The organism is Erwinia sp. MYb375, assembly GCF_037479175.1.
In the GTDB taxonomy this organism is placed as follows: domain Bacteria; phylum Pseudomonadota; class Gammaproteobacteria; order Enterobacterales; family Enterobacteriaceae; genus Erwinia; species Erwinia rhapontici.
Window position 1 is genome coordinate 1 of sequence record NZ_JBBGZS010000023.1, and the last position, 24,558, is coordinate 24,558.

The 24,558-nt window shown below is 55.0% G+C and carries 25 protein-coding genes, 2 pseudogenes and 1 riboswitch; of the genes and pseudogenes, 17 read left to right on the forward strand and 10 right to left on the reverse strand.

The features are described 5' to 3' along the window. Positions 1-230 precede the first annotated feature (230 nt). Positions 231-344, forward strand: a riboswitch (TPP riboswitch). A gap of 34 nt (positions 345-378) precedes the next feature. Beyond that, positions 379-1,017 carry a TenA family protein gene (locus tag WH279_RS13050; RefSeq protein WP_339457094.1) on the forward strand — a complete coding sequence of 213 codons (639 nt, stop codon included), beginning with the start codon at positions 379-381 and terminating at the stop codon, positions 1,015-1,017. Between the two features lie 90 nt (positions 1,018-1,107). Here WH279_RS13050 and WH279_RS13055 read toward each other — a convergent pair. Then, positions 1,108-1,461, reverse strand: a pseudogene (locus WH279_RS13055) (methyl-accepting chemotaxis protein); the annotation flags it as partial. A gap of 185 nt (positions 1,462-1,646) precedes the next feature. Between WH279_RS13055 and phnC the strand changes: the two are divergent. From phnC to phnE (WH279_RS13075), 4 genes are all read left to right on the forward strand, one after another. After that, entirely contained in the window at positions 1,647-2,495 is an 849-nt protein-coding gene (gene phnC, locus WH279_RS13060) for a phosphonate ABC transporter ATP-binding protein (RefSeq protein ID WP_339457096.1), read from the forward strand. Positions 2,496-2,551: 56 nt separating this feature from the next. After that, entirely contained in the window at positions 2,552-3,475 is a 924-nt protein-coding gene (phnD, locus tag WH279_RS13065) for a phosphonate ABC transporter substrate-binding protein (RefSeq protein ID WP_133842968.1), read from the forward strand. A gap of 63 nt (positions 3,476-3,538) precedes the next feature. Then, positions 3,539-4,408: a phosphonate ABC transporter, permease protein PhnE gene (phnE, locus tag WH279_RS13070; protein ID WP_339457098.1), complete on the forward strand. Its 870-nt coding sequence runs from the start codon at positions 3,539-3,541 to the stop codon at positions 4,406-4,408. Then, entirely contained in the window at positions 4,405-5,289 is an 885-nt protein-coding gene (phnE, locus tag WH279_RS13075) for a phosphonate ABC transporter, permease protein PhnE (RefSeq protein ID WP_171149424.1), read from the forward strand. Before phnE (WH279_RS13070) ends, phnE (WH279_RS13075) begins: the two co-directional genes overlap by 4 nt. 151 nt (positions 5,290-5,440) lie before the next feature. Here the strand turns inward: phnE (WH279_RS13075) and WH279_RS13080 are convergent, their stop codons facing one another. The 3 genes from WH279_RS13080 to WH279_RS13090 form a co-directional block, all read right to left on the reverse strand. Beyond that, on the reverse strand, positions 5,441-6,265 hold the full coding sequence (locus tag WH279_RS13080; protein ID WP_339457099.1) for a glycosyltransferase family 8 protein: 825 nt from the start codon (positions 6,263-6,265) through the stop codon (positions 5,441-5,443). Beyond that, entirely contained in the window at positions 6,262-7,659 is a 1,398-nt protein-coding gene (locus WH279_RS13085) for a D-arabinono-1,4-lactone oxidase (RefSeq protein ID WP_339457101.1), read from the reverse strand. The genes WH279_RS13080 and WH279_RS13085 overlap by 4 nt, the downstream gene beginning before the upstream one ends. 144 nt (positions 7,660-7,803) lie before the next feature. After that, positions 7,804-8,442 carry a TetR/AcrR family transcriptional regulator gene (locus WH279_RS13090; protein WP_339457103.1) on the reverse strand — a complete coding sequence of 213 codons (639 nt, stop codon included), beginning with the start codon at positions 8,440-8,442 and terminating at the stop codon, positions 7,804-7,806. 198 nt (positions 8,443-8,640) lie between these two features. Between WH279_RS13090 and WH279_RS13095 the strand changes: the two genes are divergently transcribed. Both WH279_RS13095 and WH279_RS13100 read left to right on the forward strand, forming a co-directional pair. Next, positions 8,641-8,952: a type II toxin-antitoxin system HigB family toxin gene (locus WH279_RS13095; RefSeq protein ID WP_339457105.1), complete on the forward strand. Its 312-nt coding sequence runs from the start codon at positions 8,641-8,643 to the stop codon at positions 8,950-8,952. After that, positions 8,949-9,380 carry a helix-turn-helix domain-containing protein gene (locus tag WH279_RS13100; protein ID WP_159337048.1) on the forward strand — a complete coding sequence of 144 codons (432 nt, stop codon included), beginning with the start codon at positions 8,949-8,951 and terminating at the stop codon, positions 9,378-9,380. Before WH279_RS13095 ends, WH279_RS13100 begins: the two co-directional genes overlap by 4 nt. Before the next feature lie 11 nt (positions 9,381-9,391). Here the strand turns inward: WH279_RS13100 and WH279_RS13105 are convergent, their stop codons facing one another. Both WH279_RS13105 and WH279_RS13110 read right to left on the reverse strand, forming a co-directional pair. Then, a complete protein-coding gene (locus WH279_RS13105; protein ID WP_200640327.1) occupies positions 9,392-10,156 on the reverse strand; it encodes a hypothetical protein in 765 nt (254 codons plus the stop codon). 76 nt (positions 10,157-10,232) lie between these two features. Continuing rightward, entirely contained in the window at positions 10,233-11,060 is an 828-nt protein-coding gene (locus WH279_RS13110) for an AraC family transcriptional regulator (RefSeq protein WP_339457107.1), read from the reverse strand. A 246-nt stretch (positions 11,061-11,306) separates the two neighbouring features. On the opposite strand from WH279_RS13110, the gene WH279_RS13115 reads away from it, so the two are divergent. The 6 genes from WH279_RS13115 to WH279_RS13140 all read left to right on the forward strand — a co-directional run bounded on the left by WH279_RS13115 (position 11,307) and on the right by WH279_RS13140 (position 19,661). Beyond that, a complete protein-coding gene (locus WH279_RS13115) occupies positions 11,307-12,611 on the forward strand; it encodes an alpha-glucosidase/alpha-galactosidase (protein ID WP_339457109.1) in 1,305 nt (434 codons plus the stop codon). Positions 12,612-12,694: 83 nt separating this feature from the next. After that, the gene (melB, locus tag WH279_RS13120; RefSeq protein ID WP_133842986.1) at positions 12,695-14,149 is read left to right on the forward strand and encodes a melibiose:sodium transporter MelB; all 1,455 of its coding nucleotides are present in this window, start codon (positions 12,695-12,697) and stop codon (positions 14,147-14,149) included. A gap of 841 nt (positions 14,150-14,990) precedes the next feature. Further along, positions 14,991-16,514 carry an ABC transporter substrate-binding protein gene (locus WH279_RS13125; RefSeq protein ID WP_339457111.1) on the forward strand — a complete coding sequence of 508 codons (1,524 nt, stop codon included), beginning with the start codon at positions 14,991-14,993 and terminating at the stop codon, positions 16,512-16,514. Next, positions 16,511-17,446: an ABC transporter permease gene (locus WH279_RS13130; RefSeq protein ID WP_339457113.1), complete on the forward strand. Its 936-nt coding sequence runs from the start codon at positions 16,511-16,513 to the stop codon at positions 17,444-17,446. Before WH279_RS13125 ends, WH279_RS13130 begins: the two co-directional genes overlap by 4 nt. Continuing rightward, positions 17,446-18,246 carry an ABC transporter permease gene (locus tag WH279_RS13135; RefSeq protein WP_339458676.1) on the forward strand — a complete coding sequence of 267 codons (801 nt, stop codon included), beginning with the start codon at positions 17,446-17,448 and terminating at the stop codon, positions 18,244-18,246. Before WH279_RS13130 ends, WH279_RS13135 begins: the two co-directional genes overlap by 1 nt. Further along, a complete protein-coding gene (locus WH279_RS13140) occupies positions 18,243-19,661 on the forward strand; it encodes an ABC transporter ATP-binding protein (RefSeq protein WP_339457114.1) in 1,419 nt (472 codons plus the stop codon). The genes WH279_RS13135 and WH279_RS13140 overlap by 4 nt, the downstream gene beginning before the upstream one ends. Positions 19,662-19,719: 58 nt before the next feature. Here the strand turns inward: WH279_RS13140 and WH279_RS13145 are convergent, their stop codons facing one another. Beyond that, a complete protein-coding gene (locus WH279_RS13145) occupies positions 19,720-20,202 on the reverse strand; it encodes a GNAT family N-acetyltransferase (protein ID WP_339457115.1) in 483 nt (160 codons plus the stop codon). Positions 20,203-20,307: 105 nt separating this feature from the next. On the opposite strand from WH279_RS13145, the gene WH279_RS13150 reads away from it, so the two are divergent. Beyond that, the gene (locus tag WH279_RS13150) at positions 20,308-20,718 is read left to right on the forward strand and encodes an ASCH domain-containing protein (protein ID WP_339457117.1); all 411 of its coding nucleotides are present in this window, start codon (positions 20,308-20,310) and stop codon (positions 20,716-20,718) included. 37 nt (positions 20,719-20,755) lie between these two features. Here the strand turns inward: WH279_RS13150 and WH279_RS13155 are convergent. Continuing rightward, positions 20,756-20,908, reverse strand: a pseudogene (locus WH279_RS13155) (helix-turn-helix domain-containing protein); the annotation flags it as partial. A gap of 32 nt (positions 20,909-20,940) precedes the next feature. Next, positions 20,941-21,402 carry a GNAT family N-acetyltransferase gene (locus WH279_RS13160; RefSeq protein ID WP_167864746.1) on the reverse strand — a complete coding sequence of 154 codons (462 nt, stop codon included), beginning with the start codon at positions 21,400-21,402 and terminating at the stop codon, positions 20,941-20,943. 221 nt (positions 21,403-21,623) lie between these two features. On the opposite strand from WH279_RS13160, the gene WH279_RS13165 reads away from it, so the two are divergent. The 3 genes from WH279_RS13165 (at position 21,624) to WH279_RS13175 (ending at position 23,344) form a co-directional block, all read left to right on the forward strand. Next, on the forward strand, positions 21,624-21,935 hold the full coding sequence (locus WH279_RS13165) for a hypothetical protein (RefSeq protein ID WP_259149515.1): 312 nt from the start codon (positions 21,624-21,626) through the stop codon (positions 21,933-21,935). A gap of 255 nt (positions 21,936-22,190) precedes the next feature. Next, on the forward strand, positions 22,191-22,547 hold the full coding sequence (locus tag WH279_RS13170; RefSeq protein ID WP_339457121.1) for a hypothetical protein: 357 nt from the start codon (positions 22,191-22,193) through the stop codon (positions 22,545-22,547). A gap of 455 nt (positions 22,548-23,002) precedes the next feature. Next, positions 23,003-23,344 carry a hypothetical protein gene (locus tag WH279_RS13175; protein WP_339457123.1) on the forward strand — a complete coding sequence of 114 codons (342 nt, stop codon included), beginning with the start codon at positions 23,003-23,005 and terminating at the stop codon, positions 23,342-23,344. Positions 23,345-23,466: 122 nt separating this feature from the next. Here the strand turns inward: WH279_RS13175 and WH279_RS13180 are convergent, their stop codons facing one another. Continuing rightward, on the reverse strand, positions 23,467-24,462 hold the full coding sequence (locus WH279_RS13180) for a serine hydrolase domain-containing protein (RefSeq protein WP_167864421.1): 996 nt from the start codon (positions 24,460-24,462) through the stop codon (positions 23,467-23,469). Positions 24,463-24,558 lie beyond the last annotated feature (96 nt).

Below are 24,558 nucleotides of genomic sequence, written 5' to 3' on the forward strand. Positions count from 1 at the left end.
CCGTAATGCAACACCCACTGACCTGCGCATTCTCCAGGGGCGAGGCATGCCTCGCCCGCGTCCCGTAATGCAACACCCACTGACCTGCGCATTCTCCAGGGGCGAGGCATGCCTCGCCCGCGGCCCGTAATGCAACACCCACTGACCTGCGCATTCTGTAGGGGCGAGGCATGCCTCGCCCAATGTCCCGCGTCAGCAACATTGACGTTCCGGAAAATTACTGACTTAATTACTACTCCAGGGGGAGCCAGGCAACTGGCTGAGAAATCGTAAAAGATTCAGCGCGATGACCCTTAACACCTGATCCGGATAATGCCGGCGAAGGGATGGGGCCTCTTACCTCTCTTTTGCCGGTAGTCTGCTTATAAGGACTACCTGATGACCACTCGTTTTACTGACACACTCCGTACCCTGAGCCAGCCCATCTGGACACAGGCCGTCACGCATCGCTTTGTTCGTGAACTCTATGATGGCAGCGTGGATCGCCAGGTGATGAGCACTTACCTCACCCAGGATCACCGTTTTCTCGACAGCTTCCTCACCTTAGTCGGATCGGCCATTGCCAGTGCCGACACCCCGGCAGCCCGTTTGCGCTTTGGTCGCTGCGCCGGGGTTGTCTCCGGTGAAGAGAACACCTATTTTCTGCGCGCATTTGAGGCACTGGACGTTAGCGCCGCGCAGCGCGACGCCGAACCGGACACTTCTCCTACCGCGGGATTTAAGGCGATCATGCTGGAGGCTGCCGCGACGCGCTCCTATGCGGTCATCCTCACCGTACTGAACGTCGCCGAGTGGCTGTATCTCGACTGGGCGTCACAGGCCCCGGTGCCATTGCCAGCCAGTTTTGTTCACGCCGAGTGGATTACATTGCACGATAACCCCGACTTCCGCGAATTTGTCGCCTTTTTACGTCAGGAGCTCGACCGTGTTGGCCCGGCACAGCAGGCGCAGTGTGAGGATTTCTTCCTGCGCGCCGTGACGCTGGAAAAGGCATTTTTTGATGCGGCTTATCAATAAACAGATCTGATTATTCGCAGTGGCCGACCTTTTGGGGTCGGCCTTTTTGCCGGAGTGATAATGCCGTTGTGCAGGTCGATGGGGCGACGCCTAATCGCTCTTTAACGTGGCGGTGACGTGGCCGATGGCGCGTAACACATTATCTGAGCTGTCGCGGATATCGGCGATAACGCCGCCGGCTTCCTGCGCCAGTTCAACGCCACGGTCGGCACGTTGCAGGTTTGAGGTAATGCCTTTCTGCGCTTTGCTCGCCAGCTGGTGATTTTGCTGCACCATCTGCTCGATTTCGGTGGTGGCGCGGTTGATGTTTTGCGCCAGCGTGCGCACTTCGTTGGCGACCACCGCGAAGCTGCGGACCTGTGTGCCTGCGCGGGCGGCTTCCACCGCCGCATTGAGGGCCAGCAGGTTGGTCTGATCGGCAATACGACGAATGCTGGTCACGATATTATTAGAGTTAGCTGTCCACAGGGTTATCGGCGGGAGGGGATAAACATTCAATCTTTGTTAATTTGCTCAGTGCCCTTTTCGGTCTGTCATGCTTCCATCACCCCTCTGTCATTAAACGTTCATCGCACAGGTGGTTAATAGGGCGCACAGCGGATAACGCGCAACCTGATAATGGACAACACATGGCACAGGCATTGTTAAAAATTGCCCCCCAGCAGCAGGCGATCCCCCACGCGGAGCATCGTGCAAAAGTGCTGTCAGTGAATGGACTCGGAAAATCATACGGCACACAGACGCGTGTCTTGCAGGACATTAACTTTGACCTGCACGCTGGTGAACTGGTGGCGGTCATTGGCCGCAGCGGCGCAGGAAAATCAACGCTGCTGCATGTGCTGAATGGCACCCTCCCGGCCAGCGAAGGCGCCATCCTTCACTTCAATGATCATGGCAAACAACAGAACATTGTTGAGCTGAATACCCGGCAGATGCGCCAGTGGCGCAGCGAATGCGGCATGATCTTCCAGGATTTCTGCCTGGTACCGCGGCTGGATGTGCTGACCAATGTCCTGCTGGGCCGTCTGAGCCAGACCTCGACGCTGAAATCCTTCTTTAAAATCTTCCCCGATGCCGATCGTGCCCGCGCTATCGGCCTGCTGGAGTGGCTGAACATGCTGCCTCAGGCCTTGCAGCGGGCAGAAAATCTCTCCGGTGGACAGATGCAGCGTGTGGCGATCTGCCGTGCGCTGATGCAGAACCCGAAGATTTTGCTGGCCGATGAGCCGGTTGCCTCGCTCGACCCAAAAAATACCCGGCGCATTATGGATGTGCTGCGTCAGGTGAGTGAAAACGGCATCAGCGTGATGGTGAACCTGCACTCGGTGGAGCTGGTGAAAGAATATTGTACGCGTGCCATTGGCGTTGCTAAGGGCCGCATTGTGTTTGACGGCCATCCGTCAGAACTGACCGATGATCTTTTGCATGTGTTGTATGGCGACGAAAACTCTGAACTTAACGATGCCCACCACGCCTGACGTTCACACGCAGGCATGACGGGTAATAACACTTTTATGGGACACGGAACTCAGCAATGAAAAAAATGATTCTCGCAGCAGTAATCGGAAGTGTGATGGCAGCTAACGTCTCTGCCGCTGACGCACCGAAAGAACTGAATTTAGGTATCCTCGGCGGCCAGAATGCCACGCAGCAGATTGGTGATAACCAGTGCGTGAAAGATTTCTTCGATAAAGAGCTGAACGTTGATACCAAACTGCGTAATTCGTCTGACTATTCTGGTGTGATCCAGGGCCTGATCGGTGGCAAAGTGGATATGGTGCTGAGCATGTCACCGTCATCGTATGCCTCGGTCTACATCAATGACCCGAAAGCTGTCGATGTGGTTGGCATTGTGGTGGATGACGCCGATAAATCACGCGGCTATCACTCTGTTGTCGTGGTGAAAGCGGACAGTCCGTACAAAACACTGGCCGACCTGAAAGGCAAATCATTTGGTATGGCCGACCCGGATTCCACGTCCGGCTTCCTGATCCCGAACGAAAGCTTCAAGAAAGAGTTTGGCGGTTCGGTGGATGACAAATACAAAGGCCACTTCTCCAGCGTGACCTTCTCCGGCGGCCACGAGCAGGATGTACTGGGCGTGCTGAACGGTCAGTTCGAAGGCGCAGTGACCTGGGCCTCGATGATCGGCGATTACAACACCGGTTACACCAGCGGTGCTTTCACCCGAATGATCCGTGCCGGTAACCCGGACCTGATGAAGAAAATTCGTATTATCTGGCAGTCACCGCTGATCCCGAACGGTCCGGTGCTGGTGAGCAACAAGCTGCCTGCTGATTTCAAAGCGAAGCTGGTCACGGCTATCAAAAAGCTGGATACCGAACATCACAGCTGCTTCGTCAAAGCTGTGGGTGGCGCCCAGCATATCGGCCCGGCTACCGTGGCTGATTATCAGGCGATCATCGATATGAAACGTGCGCTGACCAAAGCCCGTTAATCACCCGTTTTCTTCTCCGCTGATAAGGGTCGGCTGCCGTCGGCCCTTCACTCAGGTATCCGCATGACACATCCCGATTTTGAACGCTATTACCAGCAGATCCGCGGTAAGCAGAAGCGCGACACGCTGCTGTGGTCCCTGACGCTGCTGGTGCTGTACCTCGCCTCCGGCCAGATGGCGGAATTTAATCTGCACACCATCTGGGTGTCGCTGCCGCACTTTTTCGATTACCTCGCAGAAACCGTGCCCACGCTGAGTGCTTCACGCTTGTTTGCCGACAGTCATACGGAAGGCTCACTGGCTTACTGGGGCTATCGTCTGCACATTCAACTGCCGCTGATTTGGGAAACACTGCAACTGGCGCTGGCCGCGACCCTGGCATCGGTGATGGTGGCGGGCGTGCTGGCCTTTTTCGCTGCCAGCAACACCCAGACACCGCGCAGCGTGAGTTTCGCCATTCGTACCTGTGTGGCTTTCCTGCGTACCATGCCGGAACTGGCGTGGGCAGTGATGTTTGTCATGGCGTTTGGTATTGGCGTGATCCCGGGGTTTCTGGCGCTGGCGCTGCACACCATTGGCAGCCTGACCAAACTGTTCTATGAAGCGATTGAAAGTGCGTCAGATAAACCAGTGCGTGGCCTGGCGTCCTGCGGGGCATCGTCGTTGCAGCGTATGCGTTTCGCGCTCTGGCCGCAGGTCAAACCGGTGTTTCTCTCATATGGTTTTATGCGTTTTGAGGTGAATTTCCGTCAGTCCACGATCCTCGGACTGGTGGGGGCGGGGGGCATCGGCCAGGAGCTGATGACTAACATCAAACTGGACCGTTATGACCAGGTCAGTATGACGCTGATTCTGATTATTGTGGTGGTCTCGCTGCTGGACATGGTCTCCGGGCGGGTGCGTCAGCGCGTTGTGGAAGGAAACCGCTCATGATGGGATTGATCGGCAGTGACAAGCTGGAAGGCATGAAGCAGCAGCATCAGGCGCTGTTTGCCATTCAGCGCAGCTACCTGAGGCGCATCGGGCTGATTGCGGCAGCCATCCTGCTTTACTACGTGTTTTTCTTCACCCAGTTTGGCATCAGCTGGCAGCAGCTCACTATTGGCTTAGGCCAGTTGGCGCACTATTTTATGCGCATGTTTGTCTGGCATGACGTGGCGAACTGGCCGTTTGCCTACTATTTCAGCCAGATCTTTATCACGCTGGCGATTGTCTTCGCCGGTACGATCACCGCCACACTGCTGGCCTTACCGCTGTCATTCCTTGCGGCACGCAACGTGATGGCCACGCCTGTGCTGCGTCCGGTGGCGCTGGTGGTTCGTCGCCTGTTGGATATCCTGCGCGGAATTGATATGGCAATCTGGGGGCTGATTTTCGTGCGTGCTGTCGGCATGGGGCCGCTGGCCGGGGTGCTGGCGATTATCATGCAGGACGTCGGGCTGCTGGGGAAACTCTATGCCGAAGGGCATGAAGCCGTGGAACGTTCACCAGGACGCGGGTTAAATGCGGTGGGGGCCAACAGCCTGCAAAAACACCGTTACGGCATTTTCACCCAGTCATTCCCTGCGTTTCTGGCGCTGAGCTTGTATCAGATTGAGTCGAATACCCGTTCGGCGGCCGTGCTGGGCTTTGTCGGCGCTGGCGGTATCGGCCTGGTGTACGCCGAAAATATGCGCCTGTGGAACTGGGACGTGGTGATGTTTATTACTCTGATCATGGTCGTGATCGTAATGATCATGGACCACCTCTCGGCGAAACTACGCAAACGCTATATCAGCGGGCAACCCGTGCCGCTGTTTGCGCCAGAAAAATAGCAGCAGGGGCGCCTGATTTTGCAGGGGCGGGGCATGCCGCGCCCGGGTCAGACATGTCTGACCCCTACGATACAACTAATCTGGGCACGGGGCGGTACGTCGTGTGATTATGCGGTGGGGGGGGGCCAGCCCCCGCCCGGTTCAACATGTCTCAACCCGACGATACAGCGTTCCACCACAGCTTATTCAGCGTGTAATAGCGGTCATCAGGATCGGGCTGCTTCTCCCAGGGCTTATCAATGATGTAATGGATGTTTTTCACCCGTGGCATCGCCCAGATCCGCGGGTGCTGGTGGGGCAGGGTTTTCAGCGCATTATAGATATACGGCAATGGCTGCCAGTGGTCGCGCCAGAACTGATTCAGGAAGTCCTGCTCGGCAAACAGATACGTCGACAGATCATCCAGTGCGGCCAACTGTGCCAGCATGGCATCAAACACCCCACGGTCGGGCGTCAGCAGCAGAAAACCCCCGTTCAGGTAATTATCCACCTTGTCCGGTTGCTCTACGTGATCAACCCCATCACACCAGCTATAGAAACAGTTCTCCGGCACCCAGTCAGCCGGATAACTGGCTATCTTGTTGGGATTGCAACGACAGGCATGGCAGGCGGCGAGCGACCCTGCTGCCAGCGGCAGGTGAAACAGCTCATCCATATTCTGGATAACCAGCATATCGGCATCAAGAAAAGCGACCTGTTCGAACTCCGTCAGTGTCCATGCGGCCAGCTTGGTCCACACTTCCGAAAAACGCGCATTGGCGTAGCTCTCCTTCAACTGCGGGTTGGGGCGCAGCGGTGCCACGTCACGTAGCAGGCAGCCGGCCTGTTCGAGCTGTTGCCGTGCCCCGGCATCAATATTCCCGGTCACCATCACCACCAGCGGGTACTGAGTGTCAGTGGCCTGAAGGGATGTCTGCAAAGCACGCACGCCGATCAGATATTCGGGTTGTGTCAGTAGTGTCACCCATGCCTTCATGCTTTTGCTCCTTGATCGAAGAGTCGCTGGCTGAACGTATTGCTGAAGCTGTTCCGGGGATCGAGTGCTTCACGCACCTGCGTAAAGGCCTGCCACTGCGGGTAGATTTTTGCCCAGTCATACAGTGACGCATCAAAGTATTTCCCCCAGTGCGGGCGGCCGCCTTCTTCGGCCAGCAGCTTTTCTACCGCCTGCAAAAATTCCATCCCTTCCGGGGAGAGTGAGCCATCTTCAGCGTAATAGATGACAAAGCCAAAGAAGCAGCTCTCCTGCTGATAAGACGGGCTGAGCCAGCTCTCCGATGCCCCGGTACAGCGCAGGATGACCGGATAATGCATATGCGGCTGCACCTCGGCATGCCAGCGTTTAATGCGGGCAATCACCGCGCCGGCACGTGCCAGCGGGATAGCAATTTCGACATTAATCTGTGGGGTGGCAATCCCCCGACAGAACACCTGATAGATATCACCGGTAACGTCGGAGAAGTCTTTAAAGCGCGTGACGGTACGAAAAGGTTTACCATTTTCATCAGTGAGTTGGGTATCACTGCGCATGTGTTCCAGCGTCTGATCGATGGTCTGATTCATGGCATCGCTGGTCTGCTCTTGTTTCACCATATCGCCATGATTGGCCTGATACAGCGCCTGTTCCTCCTCACTGGCTTCACGCGCCGCCCAAACATGCACCTGGTTTTCATTGGGGAACCACCAGGCCTTACTCAGTGCATAGTCGCGGTTCCACGTCAGCAGATCGCTTTCCAGCGTATCGGCGCTGACGGCATTCTTAAAGCAGGTATACACCTTCGCAGGCTGTGTGCGCAGTGTCACGGCGGTGACCACACCCAGACATCCCAGACCCGTTTGCACCGCCGCAAACCAGGGATGCTGACGGTCAAAGGTTTCAATGTGGCCATCGGCCAGCACCATACGAATGCTCAGCGCTTCGTCGCCGATGCTACTTTGCTGCAACCCCTGGCCATGCGTGCTGGTTGCCAGTGCCCCGGCCAGGGTCTGAGCATCAATGACGCCCGGAGAGGCGGGAAGAATACGTCCCATTGCTTTCAGATGTTCATACACCTCATGCAGCGGCGTGCCCCCGGCAAACGTGGCGCTGTGCTCATCACTGTCGATAAAACCGCGCAGCGCTGAGGTATCAATCAACACATCGTCGTGCTGATGGAGTGCCAGCATCCGGCCGGGAGACATGCGGCTGCCCATCACGCGCACACGGCCACGATGATGGCGCAGCAGGGTTTGCAGTTCGCCTTCACTGGCGGGCTGCGCCTGCTGGGTGGTGTTCGCCAGCGTGGCATTTTGTGCCCAGTTCCACACCAGAGGTTCGTGGGGGGAAAGATGTGGCTGACGGCGGGGATAGCCGATCGTTTCGCGTGTCATTGACAGCTCCTGTTCAGGACAATAACGGGTGAATGGAGGGCGAGGGCAGGCAGTTCAGCCAGGCACTAAGCGTAGACGAAAAAAAACCGCTATGACGACATAGCGGAAGAATTGAGTCGAACCGATTTAAATCGGTTGTATCAGTTAGCGCTCAGGGCGCAGATAGCGCAGGGTGGCATCGACCACGAGCCGACGGTTACGCGCCAGGCTCTGCTGTTCGGTTTCATTGCCGCCAAACAACGTATGGAAGGTGTAATGGTTGCCGACGTTGTGGAAGCTGATGCTGCTGATCAGGCGGTGAACGTCCACGGTGGTGACATGCGGATCAAACTCTCCGCTCTGTTTTCCGCGTATCAGTACCGCATCCAGTACATCCAGCGCGCTTTGGTTCAGCGTTTTGATCGTCTCTGACTGGCGAATATAGCGGCCACGCATCAGGTTCTCACTGCAGATCAGCCGCATAAAATCGGGATGCGAAATGTGATAATCGAAGCTGGCTTCCGCCAGGCGGGCAATGGCCATGGCTGGAGACATCTCGGCCAGATTCAGGCCGGTCTCATGCTGGCGGATCTCGCGATACACCAGGTGCAGAACCTCGATATACAGCTGCTCTTTATTAGTGAAGTGATACACCACCATTCGCTTGGTGGTCTGTGCATCCTCGGCAATCTGCTCCATACGTGCACCCTGCAAGCCGAATTCAGCAAAGGTGGTGAGGGCGCTGGCAAGGATGCGTTTCTTTAACCCTTCCGGATCGTTTTTACGTTTGGCGGGGGCTGGCATAGTGAATCTATATCCATCATTTTCAGTGGAAACCGGCGCCAGAGTAGCGCCTGAGGCGCTGATTTACAAATAGTGCCTCGCAAAATTGCCGTCAGCAAATAGCCATATAAACCGGTCTGCGATAAAATACTTGTTCACATATTGTGACCATAAAGGGATGTTGGTATACTTTGCAACCATGATAACGAAGAGGGATCTATGCGTGTTATCTCAAAACGACCGTTTATCGAGGCTGCCCGCTGCTATCCGAACGCAGCACTCTCGCTTGATGATATCTGGAAGGTGCTGAACTCAAGGGATTACATTACACCTGAGCAGTTGAAAGCCCAGTTTGCCTCACTGGACAGATTCAAGTATCGGCGTAAATGGTGGGTCATCAATGCCGCAGGGAACCACCTGCGCATCATTACCTACATCAAGTTTGAGACACAAAATGTATTTATTAAGCATATTGTTACGCACGATGAATACGACAGGTTAACGGACTACTATCGGAGGCACCCGGAATGAGGGTTGCAGAAAAAAAATTTCATACCGCACTCAGTGCCAGTGCTGCACTGATTCATGCGATTCCTTTCCTTGGCCGTCAAGCAACCACGCATGACTATGAAGATGCACTGGTGCTGGTGGAGTACCTGATCGATCACGATGATGAAAATCCACTGATCGATATTCTGGCGAAGAAAATTTCCGCCTGGGAAAATGTTGCACCGGCATTCGCGGATTTTAATGCGCGTATTGATGCAACACCGCGCGAGCTGGCAGTACTGCGGGTTTTAATGGATCAGCATGGCCTGAACCAGAGCAGCTTCCAACAGGAGATTGGCAGCCGCTCGCTGGTGAGTATGATCATGAGTGGCCAGCGGGCCTTAACGCTGGAACATATGAGAGCGCTGGCGAAACGGTTCAGCATTCCGCTTGCCACTTTTATCGAATAATAGCGGGCTGACTACACTGTTGAAAACCACGGATGCATGCGCTCGGTGACGCTGGTGTGATGCTCTTTAATGCGGGTTTTCAGCTGTGCCTCCGTGGGAAGCGGGCGGCCGCGTAATACCGCTTCAGCGGTGGCGCCGAAGGTGATAATCCCCCGGGTGGCGATGTCGGCGGCGGCAATATACCCGGCCAGCGCATCCTGCTCGCCACTGCTTTCTTCCGCCTTCTGACGGCAACTCACCAGCAATCCCTCCAGCGCCCGATAAAGTTCACGCGCTTCGCCCAGCACCGGGATCTTACCGCTGGAATCCTTCAATACCTGCTCAAGCCGGGTAAACACCGCGGCATTATCGCCCGCGCTGAACAGCGTCTCCAGCGTTTGCTGCCAGTGGTGCCAGGTGCGGACAAACAGCGCATTCTGCACCAGCAGCAGGCTGGCATGTTGCCAGCGAAAGTGTTCACTCAGATGGCTGACACGCTGCTGCAGCTCACAAAACTGGGCTTCATTCACCAGCGTCGTGGGCACCACCGGGTTAAGTGCAGCAATAAAAGCGGCCACTTCATCCTCTGTTTCCGGGGTGATCAGCGGCAGAATTTTTCGTTGTTGCAAGAGCTTAAGCTGGCTGAGGTCGTAAAACGCTGCGCTGACACGTTCTCCGGCCAGTAACGCGCGATTAATGGTATGAATTACCTCTGCTGACTGCACCCGGGAACGTTGTTCCAGCAGGGCGCTGTGCAGTTGGCCGTAGGCAGGGGATGGGCTGAGTTCAGTATTCATCGTGCGCCTCACGGTGATGAGAATCCGGCCCGTAGCCGGGCAGTGCCACAGAGTATGGCAGAATCTCAGCCAGCCATCAGGCCGGGCGTGCTTTCTCGCGCCGCCACTGCGTAGGGGAGCAGTGAAAGTGTTGCTGAAATACCTTAGCAAACTGCATCTGACTGGTGTAACCCAATGAATAAGCTATTACTTTTATTGGCAGGCCAGGGTCAGAGAGCAGCGAAGTCGCCACCTCCATCCGCAGCAACAACAAATACTGTTTCGGACCATAGCCAAACTGCTGTTGAAACAGGCGGCTGAGATAGCTGCGGTCAATATTGCAGTAGTCTGCCACCTCGCCAATCGCGAGGTTACGGTGATAGTGGCGTTCAATAAACTGAATGGCACTGTCCAGGTGTTTATTTCCGCAACGGGGTTCGTCACCACTTTCGTGGTGCACGTTGGCGATTAACGCATCAAGAAACAGGCAGGTTAACCCGGCGATACGCAGCGAATGTACCGGGTCCTGCGCCACCAGTTGTTGCAAAAACGGGTAGGCCGGGCAGGGAGAAAGCGCTTCTTTTGGCCGGTACACTGGCATGTCGCGGCGTAACCCGCATTTTTCCAGGCTTCTTAACGCAATCAACCCATCCAGTTCCACCCACATATATTCCCACGGCTGCTGTTTATCGGCGGTGTAGGTGGTGATCTCATGCGGATGGATAAGGAATGCCTCCCCCTGACGCACGGGCCAGCGCCGATCGCCGCTAAACAGCGTCCCGCCGCCGCGTATCACATAATGTAAAAGATAGTGCTGGCGTACCGCCGGGCCATAGCTGTGCTGGCTGGCGCAGACTTCATGCCCGTACTGATAAATGTTCAGACCAAACTGGGCAATATCATCGGGGTGAATATCTTTCTGCATGGCATTTTCCTGTTCTTTTTCAGTTTATTACAGCAGTAAATCGTCAGGAGACGGTGTGAGGCAACCCCGGATTGTGACATTGCACCGTTATTTTTCCTGCCGGGAGCGGTAATTAGCGAGCCAGATCACAGTTCGATTTGGCGGTCGTTTTTAACCATATAAATGTCAAAAAATGACATAGGCAGCTGTGCGCCTGCTGCCTAAAGTGAGTGCAACTTCACCTCATGGATTCAAAAGGGCACAACAATGAAAATTACGTTTCTCGGAGCAGGCAGTACGGTATTTGCGAAGAATGTACTGGGGGATATTCTGGCAACGCCCGCGTTGCAGCAGGTGGATATCGCCCTGTATGACATTGACGCTGAACGTCTTAATGACTCCTGGCTGATGCTGAATAATCTCAATGCCAATCTGTGCCAGGGCAAAGCTCGCATTGAGAAATACGCCGGCGTGGAGCAGCGCCGCCCTGCGTTGCAGGGGGCCAGCTATGTGATTAACGCCATCCAGGTGGGCGGCTACGATCCCTGCACCATCACTGATTTTGAGATCGCGAAAAAGTACGGCCTGCGCCAGACCATTGCCGATACTCTCGGTATTGGCGGCATCTTCCGTGCGTTGCGCACCATTCCGGTGATGCTGGATTTCGCCCGTGATATGGAGGCGGTGTGCCCGGATGCCTGGCTGCTGAACTACACCAACCCGATGGCGTCGCTGACCGGTGCCATGCTGCAACACACGGGGATTAAAACCGTTGGTCTGTGCCACAGCGTGCAGGTTTGCGCTGAGACGCTGCTGAAGTCCGTTGATATGTCGATGGACGGGGTGAAATGGCAGATTGCCGGTATCAACCACATGGCGTGGCTACTGAATATTACCCGTGATGGCGAAGACATTTACCCGGAGATCAAACGCCGTGCGCTGGCCCTGACGGATAAGCATGACGATATGGTGCGTCACGAAATCATGCGCGTCTTTGGCTACTATGTCACTGAGTCCTCCGAGCACAATGCGGAATATATGCCGTACTGGATCAAGCGCCACTATCCAGAGCTGATTGAGCGTTTTAATATTCCGCTGGATGAATATCCGCGTCGCTGTATTGAGCAGATCGACCGCTGGCATCAGCAGCGCGATAAGCTGACGCAAAACGAGAACCTCAGCCATACGCGCAGCCACGAGTACGCGTCGTGGATGATTGAAGCGATGGAAACCGATGTGCCGTATAAGATTGGCGGCAACGTTCTGAATCATGGGCTGATCACCAACCTGCCGTCCCAGGCCTGCGTAGAGGTGCCGTGTCTGGTGGATGGTCAGGGTGTGACGCCATGCTATGTGGGCGACCTGCCGCCACAGCTGGCGGCGCTTAACCGCACCAATATTAATACCCAGCTGCTGACCATTGAGGCTGCCATCAGCCATAAAAAAGAGCATATCTACCATGCTGCGCTGCTTGACCCGCACACCTCTGCTGAACTGTCGATTGATGACACGGTGAAACTGTGCGACGAACTGATCGCCGCCCACGGTGACTGGTTACCCACTTACCGTTAATCCCTGAAACGGGTACAGCGCTTTGGCTCGTGGCGGCCGTTTACGGTCGCCATTTACGATGACACTGGCAGGGATTAATCACGATGACAGTTTCGGTAAAAACAAAAATCAGCTACGGGCTGGGGGCATTCGGTAAGGATTTTGCCATCGGCATTATCTATATGTATCTGATGTACTACTACACCGATGTGGTAGGGGTGTCGGTCAGCATGGTGGCCTCACTGTTCCTGGTGGCGCGCATTCTCGATGCCTTCTTTGACCCGGTGATGGGCTGGATTGTTGAGCGCACCCGCACCCGCTGGGGCAAGTTTAAACCCTGGATATTGATTGGTACGCTGAGCAATTCGGTGGTGCTGGTCTCCGTTTTCTGTGCGCATAACTTCGAGGGCGGTGCGCTGATTGCGTGGATCTGGGCGACCTATCTGCTGTGGGGTTTTACCTATACCCTGATGGACGTGCCGTTCTGGTCGCTGGTGCCCTGCATTACCCTCGACAAACGGGAACGTGAAGCGCTGATCCCGTGGCCGCGTTTCTTCGCCAGTCTGGCGGGTTACACCACCGGGGTGATCGGTCTGCCGCTGGTGAATTACCTGGGTGACGGCAACAAAGGACAGGGGTTTATGCTGTTCTCGCTGATCCTGGTGGTGTTCTTTATCCTCTCGGCGATCATCACGCTGCGTAATATCGAAGAGAAATACTCTTCCTCTGCCGTGCCGAATGCACCGGAGCAGACCACCATTAAAGCCGTACTCAGCATGATTTTCCGCAACCGCCCCTTGTTTGCGCTGCTGCTGATGGCGCTGGCCTGGAATCTGGCACATAACGTGATCACCGCGTTTGCCATCTACTACTTTACCTATGTGGTGGGCCGGGCAGAGCTGTTCCCGTGGTACATGATGTATGCCGGGATCGCCAACCTGATCGCCATCCTCTGCTTCCCGAAACTGGTGGCGCGCTTCTCACGGCGGGCGATCTGGATTAGCGCCTCGGTGCTGCCGGTGATGAGCTGTCTGCTGCTGCTGGTGGTGGGTATGTATGCGCCACAGAGCGCCACGCTGATTTCACTGTCCGGGATTCTGGTCAACATTGGCGGGGCGTTCTTCTGGGTGATGCTGGTGATTATGGTCGCGGATACCGTGGACTACGGCGACTACGCGCTGGGCGTTCGCATTGAAAGTATCGCTTTCTCGGTGCAGACCATGGTGGTGAAAGCCGGTGCCGCGTTTGCCGGGCTGCTGATTGGTGTGATGCTGGGTGTGGTGGGGTATGTGCCAGGCGCGCAGCAGTCAGCCAGCACCATCATGGGGATGCAGGGGATTATGATTGGTCTGCCGCTGGTGTTCTTTGTTCTCACGCTGTGGATCTACCTGCGTCACTACAAGCTGGATGGCGAAATCCTGCATGAAATGCAGCGGGCCTTACAGCATAAATATGGCGAAGGGCAGGGGGTGATGACGGCGCAGGTCAGGCCGCTGGAGAGTGATGCTGAGGGAAGATATGCCTCTGAGACGTTGAATCCGGGTCACCTCAAACCGTAGGGGGTACCCTTTTCTCCGGTCGCCCCGTGGTAATGGCCTGCCGATGGTGCAGGTCAAGGTCCAGGTCAATGTCAACGTCAAGGGCGTTTCGCTTTCCCGCTGCGTGGGCTGAGCGACCCAGGGTGGGCAGTCGTCCCCACCCTGGGGACCCGGGCTTGCGGCTGGCGCTGAGTCCACTGCGTGGATGCCTTCGCAAGCGTCGTTCACCGACGCACCGGTCGTGACGGCACATCCCTGTGCCGGCTCTCCCTCTCACCGCCGTCCTGGCGGTTCGTCCTGGTTCACGGTGCTTCCTCAGCGCTGCTGAATGCCGCCTGAACGTCAAAACCCAGGTCAACACCCAACCCGAAAACAACTCAGGGCGCGTAGATACCGTCTTGCCCGTAATGTTGAGCAGGACGCCAATCCGGAGTTACGGGGCGATCGGAAAAGATGATCGCCCCCTACGAAAGATCGCCATGCAGTCGGGGTTTTAAAATTTACAGCGAGCGCTATCTTGCGGGGATGGGGCCCGTTTGAGGTAAGCCGGACGTCACGCGACAGGACGTCGCGTGCCGAGGCCCGCAGGGATGCGGCCGTTGCCGTTCCGGCGTGCTCAAACGGGCCTCAGCCCTGAAGCCAGACTGCCAGCGACAAAAATGGCTGGGGATCCCTCAGTGGATGACCTTTTTTCGGTCGTCCCGTGGCAGGCGTTATCTCCAGGTACACAGAATCCCCCGTTAAATACGGGGAATTGTAACTACAGATTGCCAATTGTAATGTTATAAAGTAACAGTTATCATCCGCAGCGCGGGCGTCAGCCTGCGTTGTTCCCTTTCTCTGGATAAAGGATTGATAACGGATGCACAAATTTTTACGCTCGCCGCTGCTGGCCCTGATGCTGGCGGCCGTTGCCGCCCCGGCCAGCGCTGCCCCTGAGCGGGTCGCCGCCCTGGTCGCCCCCTTCGAAATCAAAGGCACTGACCCGACGCTGTCTGGCGATATTTTCCTGAAAATGTCGATTGTCGAAACCCTCGTCAACGCGGATAGCGCCGGGCAGCCGCTGCCTGGCCTGGCGACCAGCTGGACGGTGTCCGACGATGGTCTGCAGTGGCGCTTTACCCTGCGCCCTGGCGTGAAATTCCATGATGGCAGTGCGCTGACCGCTGAGAGTGTGGTGAATGCGCTGGAAGTCTCACGCAGTAAACCCGGCCTGCTGGATAAAGCCCCGGTTACCGCCATCCGTGCCGAAGCCGGGCAGGTAGTGATTGCGCTCAGCCAGCCGTTTACGCCGTTGCTCAGTATGCTGGCGGAAAACCGTGCTCAGATCCTTGCACCTGCGTCCTATGATGCCGCGCACAAAGTGGTGCAGATTATCGGTAGCGGCCCGTACCGGATGACCTCCTTGCAGGCACCGCAGAAGCTGACCGTGACCCGTTTCCACGACTACTGGGGCAAAGCCCCTGCCATTGAGCAGGCCAGCTACATGGCCGTGGGTCGCGCGGAAACCCGTGCCCTGCTGGCTGAAAGTGGCAATGCCGATATGGTGCTGAATCTCGATCCTGCCAGCCGCAGCCGTCTGAAAAACAACCGCAACGTGCAGTTGCTGTCAGTCTCGATCCCACGCAGCGTACTGCTGAAGGTGAATGCCGGGCATCCGCTGCTGAATGATGTGCGTGTGCGTCAGGCACTGAGCATGGCGCTCGATCGTCAGGGCATTGCACGTGCCATCCTGCGTTATCCGGCGGCAGCCGATCAGCTGTTTCCCCCTTCCGTGGCGCAGTGGCATAACGCCAGCCTGACGCCTCTGGCGAATCAGCCGCAGCAGGCCCAGGCGCTGCTGGCGGAGCTTGGCTGGAAACCGGGAGCAGACGGCGTGCTGCAACGTGACGGCAAGCCGTTCTCCCTGACGCTGACCACCTATCCTGACCGCCCGGAGCTGCCACTGATTGCGGCGGCCATCCAGCAACAGCTGCGTGAAGTGGGCGTGCAGGTGGCGATCAACTCGACCAACTCCGGGGAAATTGCCGCGAAGCATCATGACGGCACGCTGGCGCTGGCGCTGGTGGCACGTAACTTTGCGCTGACGCCAGATCCACTGGGTACGCTGTTGCAGGATTATCCACCACAGGGCGGAGAGTGGGGCGCAATGAACTGGAGCAACGCCACGTTCAATCAGACCCTGGCCGACCTGGTGCAGGGCCGCGACGCGACGAAAAGCCAGGCAGAACGTCAGCAGTTAACGCGCATTCTGCAAACCGATCTGCCCACCATTCCGGTGGCCTGGTATCAGCAGACCGCGGCCGTGTCTAAACGTTTGAGTGGTGCCACGCTGGACCCGTTTGAGCGCACCTTCGGACTGGAAAAAATGAGGTGGGCTGAATGATACGCATGCTGGGCTACCGCTTGTTGCAGGCCGGACTGGTGGCGCTGCTGGTCGGCGGCCTGACCTTTGTGCTGATGCGCTCGTTGCCGGGGGATATTGCCTACCGTATTGCGGCGGGGCGTTACGGTTATGACCGCGTTGATGCGGCGGCGGCCAGCGCGGTTCAGCAAGAACTGGGGCTGGATCGCCCGGCCTGGCAGGCGCTGGCTGACTGGTTTGTGCAACTGCTGCACTTCAATCCCGGCAACTCGCTGGTGTCCGGTGCGCCGGTGATGGAAGAAATAGGTCATCAGCTGGGGCAGACCCTGCTGCTGGCGGCCGTGGCGCTGCTACTGTCACTGCTGCTCGGCCCGCCGCTGGGCATTCTGGCCGGGCTGTCCCCCGGTGGGAAGCTGGATCGGGTGCTGCTGGCAATCTCCACCACGCTGCGTGCGCTGCCGCACTTTGTGCTGGGGCTGATTCTGGTGGTGATCTTTGCGCTCAACCTGGGGCTGCTACCTGCAGCCGGCTATGGCGATGTGCAGCATGTGCTGCTGCCCGCCCTGACGCTGGCCCTCGGGCTGGCAGCGGTGTCCAGCCGGGTGGCGCGCAACGCCATGCGTCAGGTGACTGACTCGGCCTGGTATCAATTTGGCCGCACCAAAGGGCTGAAAGAGGGCACGCTGTTCTGGCGGCACGGTCTGCGCAACGTCAGCGTGCCGCTGGTGACGTACCTCAGCGTTCAGTTTATCTACCTGATTGAAGGCGTGATCGTGGTGGAGACGCTGTTCGCCTGGCCGGGGATTGGTCATGCACTGGTGCATGCGATTTTTGCCCGCGATGTCCCGATGATTCAGGGCACGGCTCTGGTTATGGGGCTGATGTTTGTGCTGCTCAACGCACTCAGTGACGGGCTGTGTTACTGGCTCGATCCGCGAAGGAAAAATGCATGATGATGATGATAGTGCGCCGCAGTTCGCTGGCGCAACGGACCGGGGCAGCACTGTTACTGTTGCTGGTGGTGTTTGCTTTTGTGCTGCCGCTGCTGTGGCCGCAGGACCCGGTGCGGCAGAAGCTGATGCTGGCACTGCAATGGCCTGACCTCAGTGCCCCCTTCGGTTATGACCATCTGGGGCGTTCCCTGTTTGCCCGTCTGACGGCGGCGATCCGCCTGTCGCTGGGGCTGGCCTTTGTCAGCGTGCTGAGTGCGATGATCCCCGGCATTCTGCTGGGCGTGCTGGCAGCCTGGCGTGGGGGTGTGGTGGATCGTGGCGTCTCACTGCTGGCCGATGCGTTTCTGGCGCTGCCCGGCCTGCTGCTGGTGCTGCTGCTCACCGCGTTGGTGCCTGACTCGGCCGTGATGCTGTATGTCGGGATTTCTCTGCTGCTGTGGGTGGAGTACTTCCGCATCAGTCGCTCCATTGCACGCCCGCTGCTGAGCTCACCCGCCGTGCAGGCATCGCGTCTGCTGGGCCTGAGTCCGTGGCTGATTTTCCGCCGTCATTTGTGGCCGGAGATGGCACCCGTGGTGCTGACCGTAGCGGCCTTTGGGGCGGCCAGCGCGATTATGGCGATTGCTGCATTAGGTTTTGTGAGCGTTGGCGTTCGTCCACCGACCCCGGAGCTGGGGCTGATGATGACCGAGCTGCTGCCCTATTATGAAGAAGCGCCGTATGCGCTGTTGCAGCCCGTGGTGGTGGTGTTTTTACTGGTGTTAAGCCTGCTGTTGCTGGCAGGCAGGGAGAAAGCATGATCCTGATGGATATTGAACAGGCGGCCGTTAGCGGCGGCGATTTACTGGTGCAGCCGCTGTCGTTTACGCTGCGTGCCGGGCAGCCGTTTACGCTGTTAGGGGAAACCGGATCGGGTAAAAGCCTGCTGGCGCAGGCGGTGATCGGCACGCTGCCCGCCGGACTGAAGGCCAGCGGCACGCTGCACGTTGATGGTCAGGCGCTGCCGCTGGCTTCTCGTCCTGCGCGTGCCTTCTGGGGGCATCGGCTGGGCATTCTGCCGCAGGAGCCGTGGCTGGCGCTGGACCCGACCATGCGTGCAGGCGAGCAGGTGGCCGAGAGCTACCGCTTTCTGCGTGGCATGAAAGCGCAACCGGCCCGCGAGGCCGCCCTGCGCGATCTGGATGCGCTGGGCGTGGCCGCCGCAGCTGACCGCCTGCCGCAGGCACTGTCCGGCGGGATGGCCCAGCGCGTGGCCTTTGCCGCGGCGCGGGCCGGTGGGGCGAACATTATTGTCGCCGATGAACCGACCAAAGGACTGGATGTGGCGCGGCGTGATGAAGTGATCGCCCTGCTGTTGCAGGAAGTGCGCGCAGGCGGTGGGTTGCTGACCATCACCCATGATATCGAACTGGCCCGCCAGATCGGCGGTGAAGTGGCGGTGATGCTGCGCGGTGAAATCATCGAGCGCGGCAGTGCAGAGCAGGTACTGACGCAGCCGCAGCATCCTTATACCCAGGCGTTGCTGGCTGCCGATCCGGCTCGCTGGGCCGCACGTTTACCTGCTGCACACGCGCGTGACGTGGTGCTGGAAGCCCATAACCTGAGTATCACGCGCGGAGGCCGTCAGTTGTTCAGCGACCAGTCGCTGCGCGTCCATGCCGGGGAGGTGATTGGCATTACCGGCCCCAGCGGCTGTGGCAAGAGCAGCTTCGGCGATATCCTGCTCGGGCTGCTTGCCGCTGACAGCGGGGATGTGGTGCGCGACCGCCAGTTAGCCGCGGTGAAATACCAGAAGATTTTCCAGGACCCGCCGTCGGCCTTTGCCCCGCGTGTCACGCTGCGTCAGGCATTAAGTGATGTGGTGAAACGTCATCGCCTGGACGGCGCACGCATTGCGCCATTGATGGAACGACTGAAGCTGCGCCCGCTGCTGCTGGACCGTTATCCCGGTGAGATTTCCGGCGGTGAGCTGCAGCGTTTTGCCCTGCTGCGCGTGCTGTTGCTGGACCCGGTGTTTCTGTTTGCCGATGAACCCACCTCGCGGCTGGATCTGCTGACCCAGCAACAGACCATTGAGCTGTTAGTCGAGGTCGCCGCAGAGCAGAACTGTGCGCTGCTGGTGGTCAGCCACGATGAAGCGCTGATTGACCATATCAGCCATCGGCGCATTCGTTTTGGGGAGGAGAGTGACGCTGTGAGGTTAATGCCGGCATAAATCACGTAGGGTTCGACCATTTTTTCCGGTCGAACCGTGCTGATGGGCGGTCGGGTCGCTACGAGCAACGCTTGATCGTCTTGCTCATATTGACTCCCGTCACGCCAAAACCGCTGCTCTCGTAGAGATGCCGTGCGCGGGCATTATCCCCTGCAACGCGCAGTCTAATCTGTTCACAACCCTTCTCATGCACATAGTGTTCAAACGCGCGAAGAGCCTCTTTGCCCAGACCCTGCCCCTGGCAGGTGTTAAAGATATGAAAATCGTAGATGAAAACGGTGCGCATCATCGTATCTGGCTTGTACCAGAGATAGCCGACATGTTTGTTACTCTTACCTGATTGCACCATCAGGCACAGTAACGCTTGCCCCTGCGTGTTCACGCCGTCAGGAAGCGACTCAGAGATTTCCTGCTTCGCTCTTGCCAGAGCATCTTGTTGAGTTAATCCGTAGTTCGAGCCAATCTCTGCGGCATAATCAGGAATAAAATAGTCAAGATAAGCCAGATACTCATCTTCAGACATTGATCGAAACGTGATCATCTCCGGCTCCTTAGTGCTTGATGTCCTTAATAAACAGAGCGATATTAATAGCGCTAATGACTGTGGATCACCAATATTATTTACTTGTTTTAAAAGGAATGAGTGATGAGCATGATTGAACAATTAACCGTTAAGTACCCGGGCGCGATCGCATGGGCATTTGGGGACTCGCCAGAAATGGCAGATGAACTGGCTGAACTGGTAATTAAAGGGAAAAAAACGGCATCGTGTGGATCGCTTTCGTCGTTTAAAAACGAGGAGGGATCACCCACCATTGGCGGTTACAGCATCATCCTTAACGGCAGAGACGAACCGGTATGCGTCATCAGGACTATTTCGCTGCGTATCGTTCGCTTCTGCGATGTCGCTGACGATCTTGCAAGGAAGGAGGGCGAGGGGGATCTCAGCCTGAAATACTGGAGAGAGGGGCATAAAGCGTTTTTCTCAAGAGAAGGAACCTATCAGGAGGATATGGAACTGGTTGCAGAAGAATTCGAGCGGGTTGAGGTCCTGTAGCAGACGGTTGTTGTGCCCGTCGCGTGCGCAACGTCTGTTATTCCCGTCTTATTATTTTCCGGTAAACCGCAGGCGTGACGCCAGTCAGCCGGCTGAAAACACGCCGCATCACGTCCGGCCCGGAAAAGCCGCATTCTGCGGCCAGTTTTTTCACGGGCAGCATTTCTCTCTCGATCAGAAGCCGCGCTTTTGATACCCGTTCATTTTTCTGTGGACGAGTGGTTACTGCGCTTTGACACGATAGATATCAGGCCGGGTTATCGCCCATGCATAATTCGGTTTATTGACAGGCTCATAACCGAACTTTTCATACAGCCAGGGCGCGGTGGTGGTGAATAGCGTGATCCTGCGGAGCCGGACAAAAACCGGGTGACTGTGGATGGATTGCATCAGCCATTTTGCCAGCCCCTGGCCCTGATGTTCTTCCAGCACGTAGACGTCGCACAGGTAGGCAAAGGTGGCGTAATCCGTAATAAGGCGGGCAAACCCCACCTGCACCCCATGATGATAAAGGCCAAAGTTAAGGCTGTGACGGATCGCGTTCGCCACGGTATCTTTATCGATTCCGGCAGCCCATGTTGATCGGGTCAGATACTGGTGTATTGCCACCGCGTCTAACTTTTCGCTGTCGGTGCTGATCAGGTAAGCGTTGCTGTGCCACTCATGTATCGCGTTTTCGCCCATTTTTTGCCTGTTTATCCTGTGACAGTTTGCGTGATTTCAACCTTATCATGGGGCGGAAGGGCCAGGGGGAAAATTCAGGAGGTGAGGGCGGAGGAGTAAAGGGAAGCTGGCTGATCCTGATAATTAGTGTTTGAGTTACAAGAGATGTTATTTGGAAAATACGCCATAAAGTGACTTCCGATGGTATGGTTACATTCTTACCACTAAAAGGGGAAACACTAATGATTGTAAGGACCTGGCACGGTTGTGTTCCACTAAAACATGCTGAAGCTTTTGCGAAACACCTTGAGAAAACAGGTGTAGAGCATTCAAAAAGCATATCTGGGAACAGAGGCGCTTGTGTGCGTCGAGAGACCCAGGGTGGCTGGGAGCATTTTTTTCTGGCTACTTACTGGCAAGATCTGCAATCGGTTAAGGCATTTGCCGGAGAAAGTTATCACGTCGCGGTGACTTACCCAGATGACGAAGAATTTGAACTACTTTCCGATCCCTACGTTTTCCAGCATGTCGTGGAAAACATTGTGCCGCTTTAGCTTCTTTTCCCGGGCAACCTGTCGGTTACCCGGATTTTGTATAATATCCATACTTATTCCACGCGCTAAGGTCTGCTCCTGGCACTGAGCGAGCTGACGCAAGTAGAGGAAGGTCAGCTGTGAGCGAGGAGCAGAAGTTTGTCATAACTGCCGTAATCTTGGGCTAAAATTGGCGTATGATAATTAATCGGGAGCAGGGCAAAGCCTACTCAATGGGGAAGGCTACTATCATTAACAAACCTGGCGAGTAGGTATATGGAAAGAATTGAATGGATAACACGAGCTTTTGCACAATCTAGCATTGTTCAGAAAAGCTTATTTCCTGATTTTGTAAATGTGGCTGATGAGCTTGCAGTGGAATGGGAGATTGCTCTCGAAGAGACTAATAGCGATATGTTAAGTGATAAGCAGAAATCATCTATAAAGGAATTGGATGATTACTTGTTATCAATTAGTGGGTCAGAAAATATTCAGCATTGGAATGATCATGCTCTTTGTTATAGTGATGAATGGAATCAAATGAGGGAATTGGCAAAGATTATTTTAGATGCAATGGGATGGGGTAATGAAGTTCCACCCGAATGTAATGCACTATACATCAGTAACAAATAATATTGATAGAGATCCCAGTCCTTGCGACAGGATCTATGATATCAGTCTCTACTCCCCAGTCTAAATGCCAGTTCCCGTACTTAATCGTCAGCAGATAGCCGATATTGTTAAGCGCACTGGGGAGCAGGACAGAACAGGCTATTTTTTTCCGCCCATTGGCCAGTTTACAGAAATATCGAATTAGAGACAGCCATATCGTAACCAATCGGCCCAACATTTTGCCTGGATCGAACCATTCCTGTAATTCTCCGCGTCACTTGGGCCGACTGATGAATCGGCGTATCTCTGAGAGACTGTGCTCTCATCTGCAGAATGCGAAGCATCTGACATGCAGCTATGATCGAGGAGATGACGTAATATCTTTCAAGTCTATAGGTACTGTAGTGTTACTAACCTCGTTTTTAATAGGGCACTATGCTAATTTGTGAGGACTATTTCAGCGTTTAGGAGATGCTATGGGGGTTGAATTTCACATAACGAGAGCTGAATTTTGGGCAGATAATGATGATGCGCAGATAACTGCTGATGAATGGCTTAACTACATTAATAGCGATAACGAATTAAGCAGATATATTATTAATGGTGATTATCACGCCTTGTGGTCAGGTCCCTCATTGTACGAAGAGCCATGGCTTGACTGGAGTGCAGGTAATATTTATACCAAATGGCCAGACACATACCTGTACAGAAAGATGTTGGGGATTGCGAAGCATCTCAATGCCCAAGTAATGGATGATGATGGTACGATTTACAGTAACGAATCACAGTGGGAGTACGATCCGCCAACTAACATTTAACGTCTGCTCATGGCACGCAGAGCGGTTCAATCAGTGTGTTGCATCCATCGGTTGAACTCACAGCGAGGAGCGGATGTGCAACTTATGCCCTTATCATTGAGCCAGATAAGAAAAAATATTTTTCATGCAGTTATTGAAGTCATGTTATTAAACAATCTTACAGCTATTGAACAGACATCATAATCTTCGATGTTTGATAATACTGCCAGGGTATAGGCTGCTTCCTGTGAGCGCAAAAAATATGTTTCTCTTCCAAACGTAGAACCCTGGTGACAATAAATTTTCCCTGATTTATCCTCATCGAGTTCAATGCCAAAGCAGTATGAATTATGGTCTTCAATCATAATGTTGGTGTCAGTAGTCAGGGGAAGAGGGATAAGCATTTTTCTTATCAACTCCTTTCCTCCGACCAAACCCGAAGAAAAATTCAGTCCCCATTTCATTAAATCATTAGCAGATGAGTGTACAAGGCCTGCTCCGGTAACGCCCCATGGGCTGTGAACAGGGAAAAATATATTGTTATCTTTTTCTTGATATCCGCTGACAGATTCCTTCTCCATAGAAACCCCATCGGAAACAAAGGAATCATTCATATCCAGAGGTGAAAATATTTCCTTTTTAACAAAGTCCGGGTAGCTTAGCCCTGAGACTTTTTCAACCACTTGAGCAAGTAAAATATATCCAGTATTACTGTACTCGTACCTGGTTCCGGGAGTAAATTTTAAATATTTCCTTTCGCTAATTCCTTTGATTATATCTTTGGTTTTAAATGGTGAGTAATAGTCAACACCTTTATCTTCAGCAATATCAAAAAGACACGGGAGTCCAGAGGTGTGATAGATTAAGTTTTCAAGTGTTATATTATCTGGAAGGGCTTTAACTTCTGGAATAAAGTCGAAGAGGTTGTTATTTAAATTCAGTAATCCATTTTTTTCCAGGAGAAGAATACTGAATGCTGTAAACTGCTTTGATACTGAAGCAAGATCGAATATGCTATTTTTATTGATTGGTACACCGGTCAGCATATCTTCAACACCCATGCTGAACTCGATAGTTCTGCCATCATCAAAGTGCATAAGTGCAATAACACCGGGTCTGTTAAATAATGAGTTGGTCATAATTATCCATAAATCTGTTAGTTATTAATACATGCAATTTAATAATCAAAGCGATATTTTCAAAGAGGTAATTGTTCCTTCCTTGCAGTGTTTCTG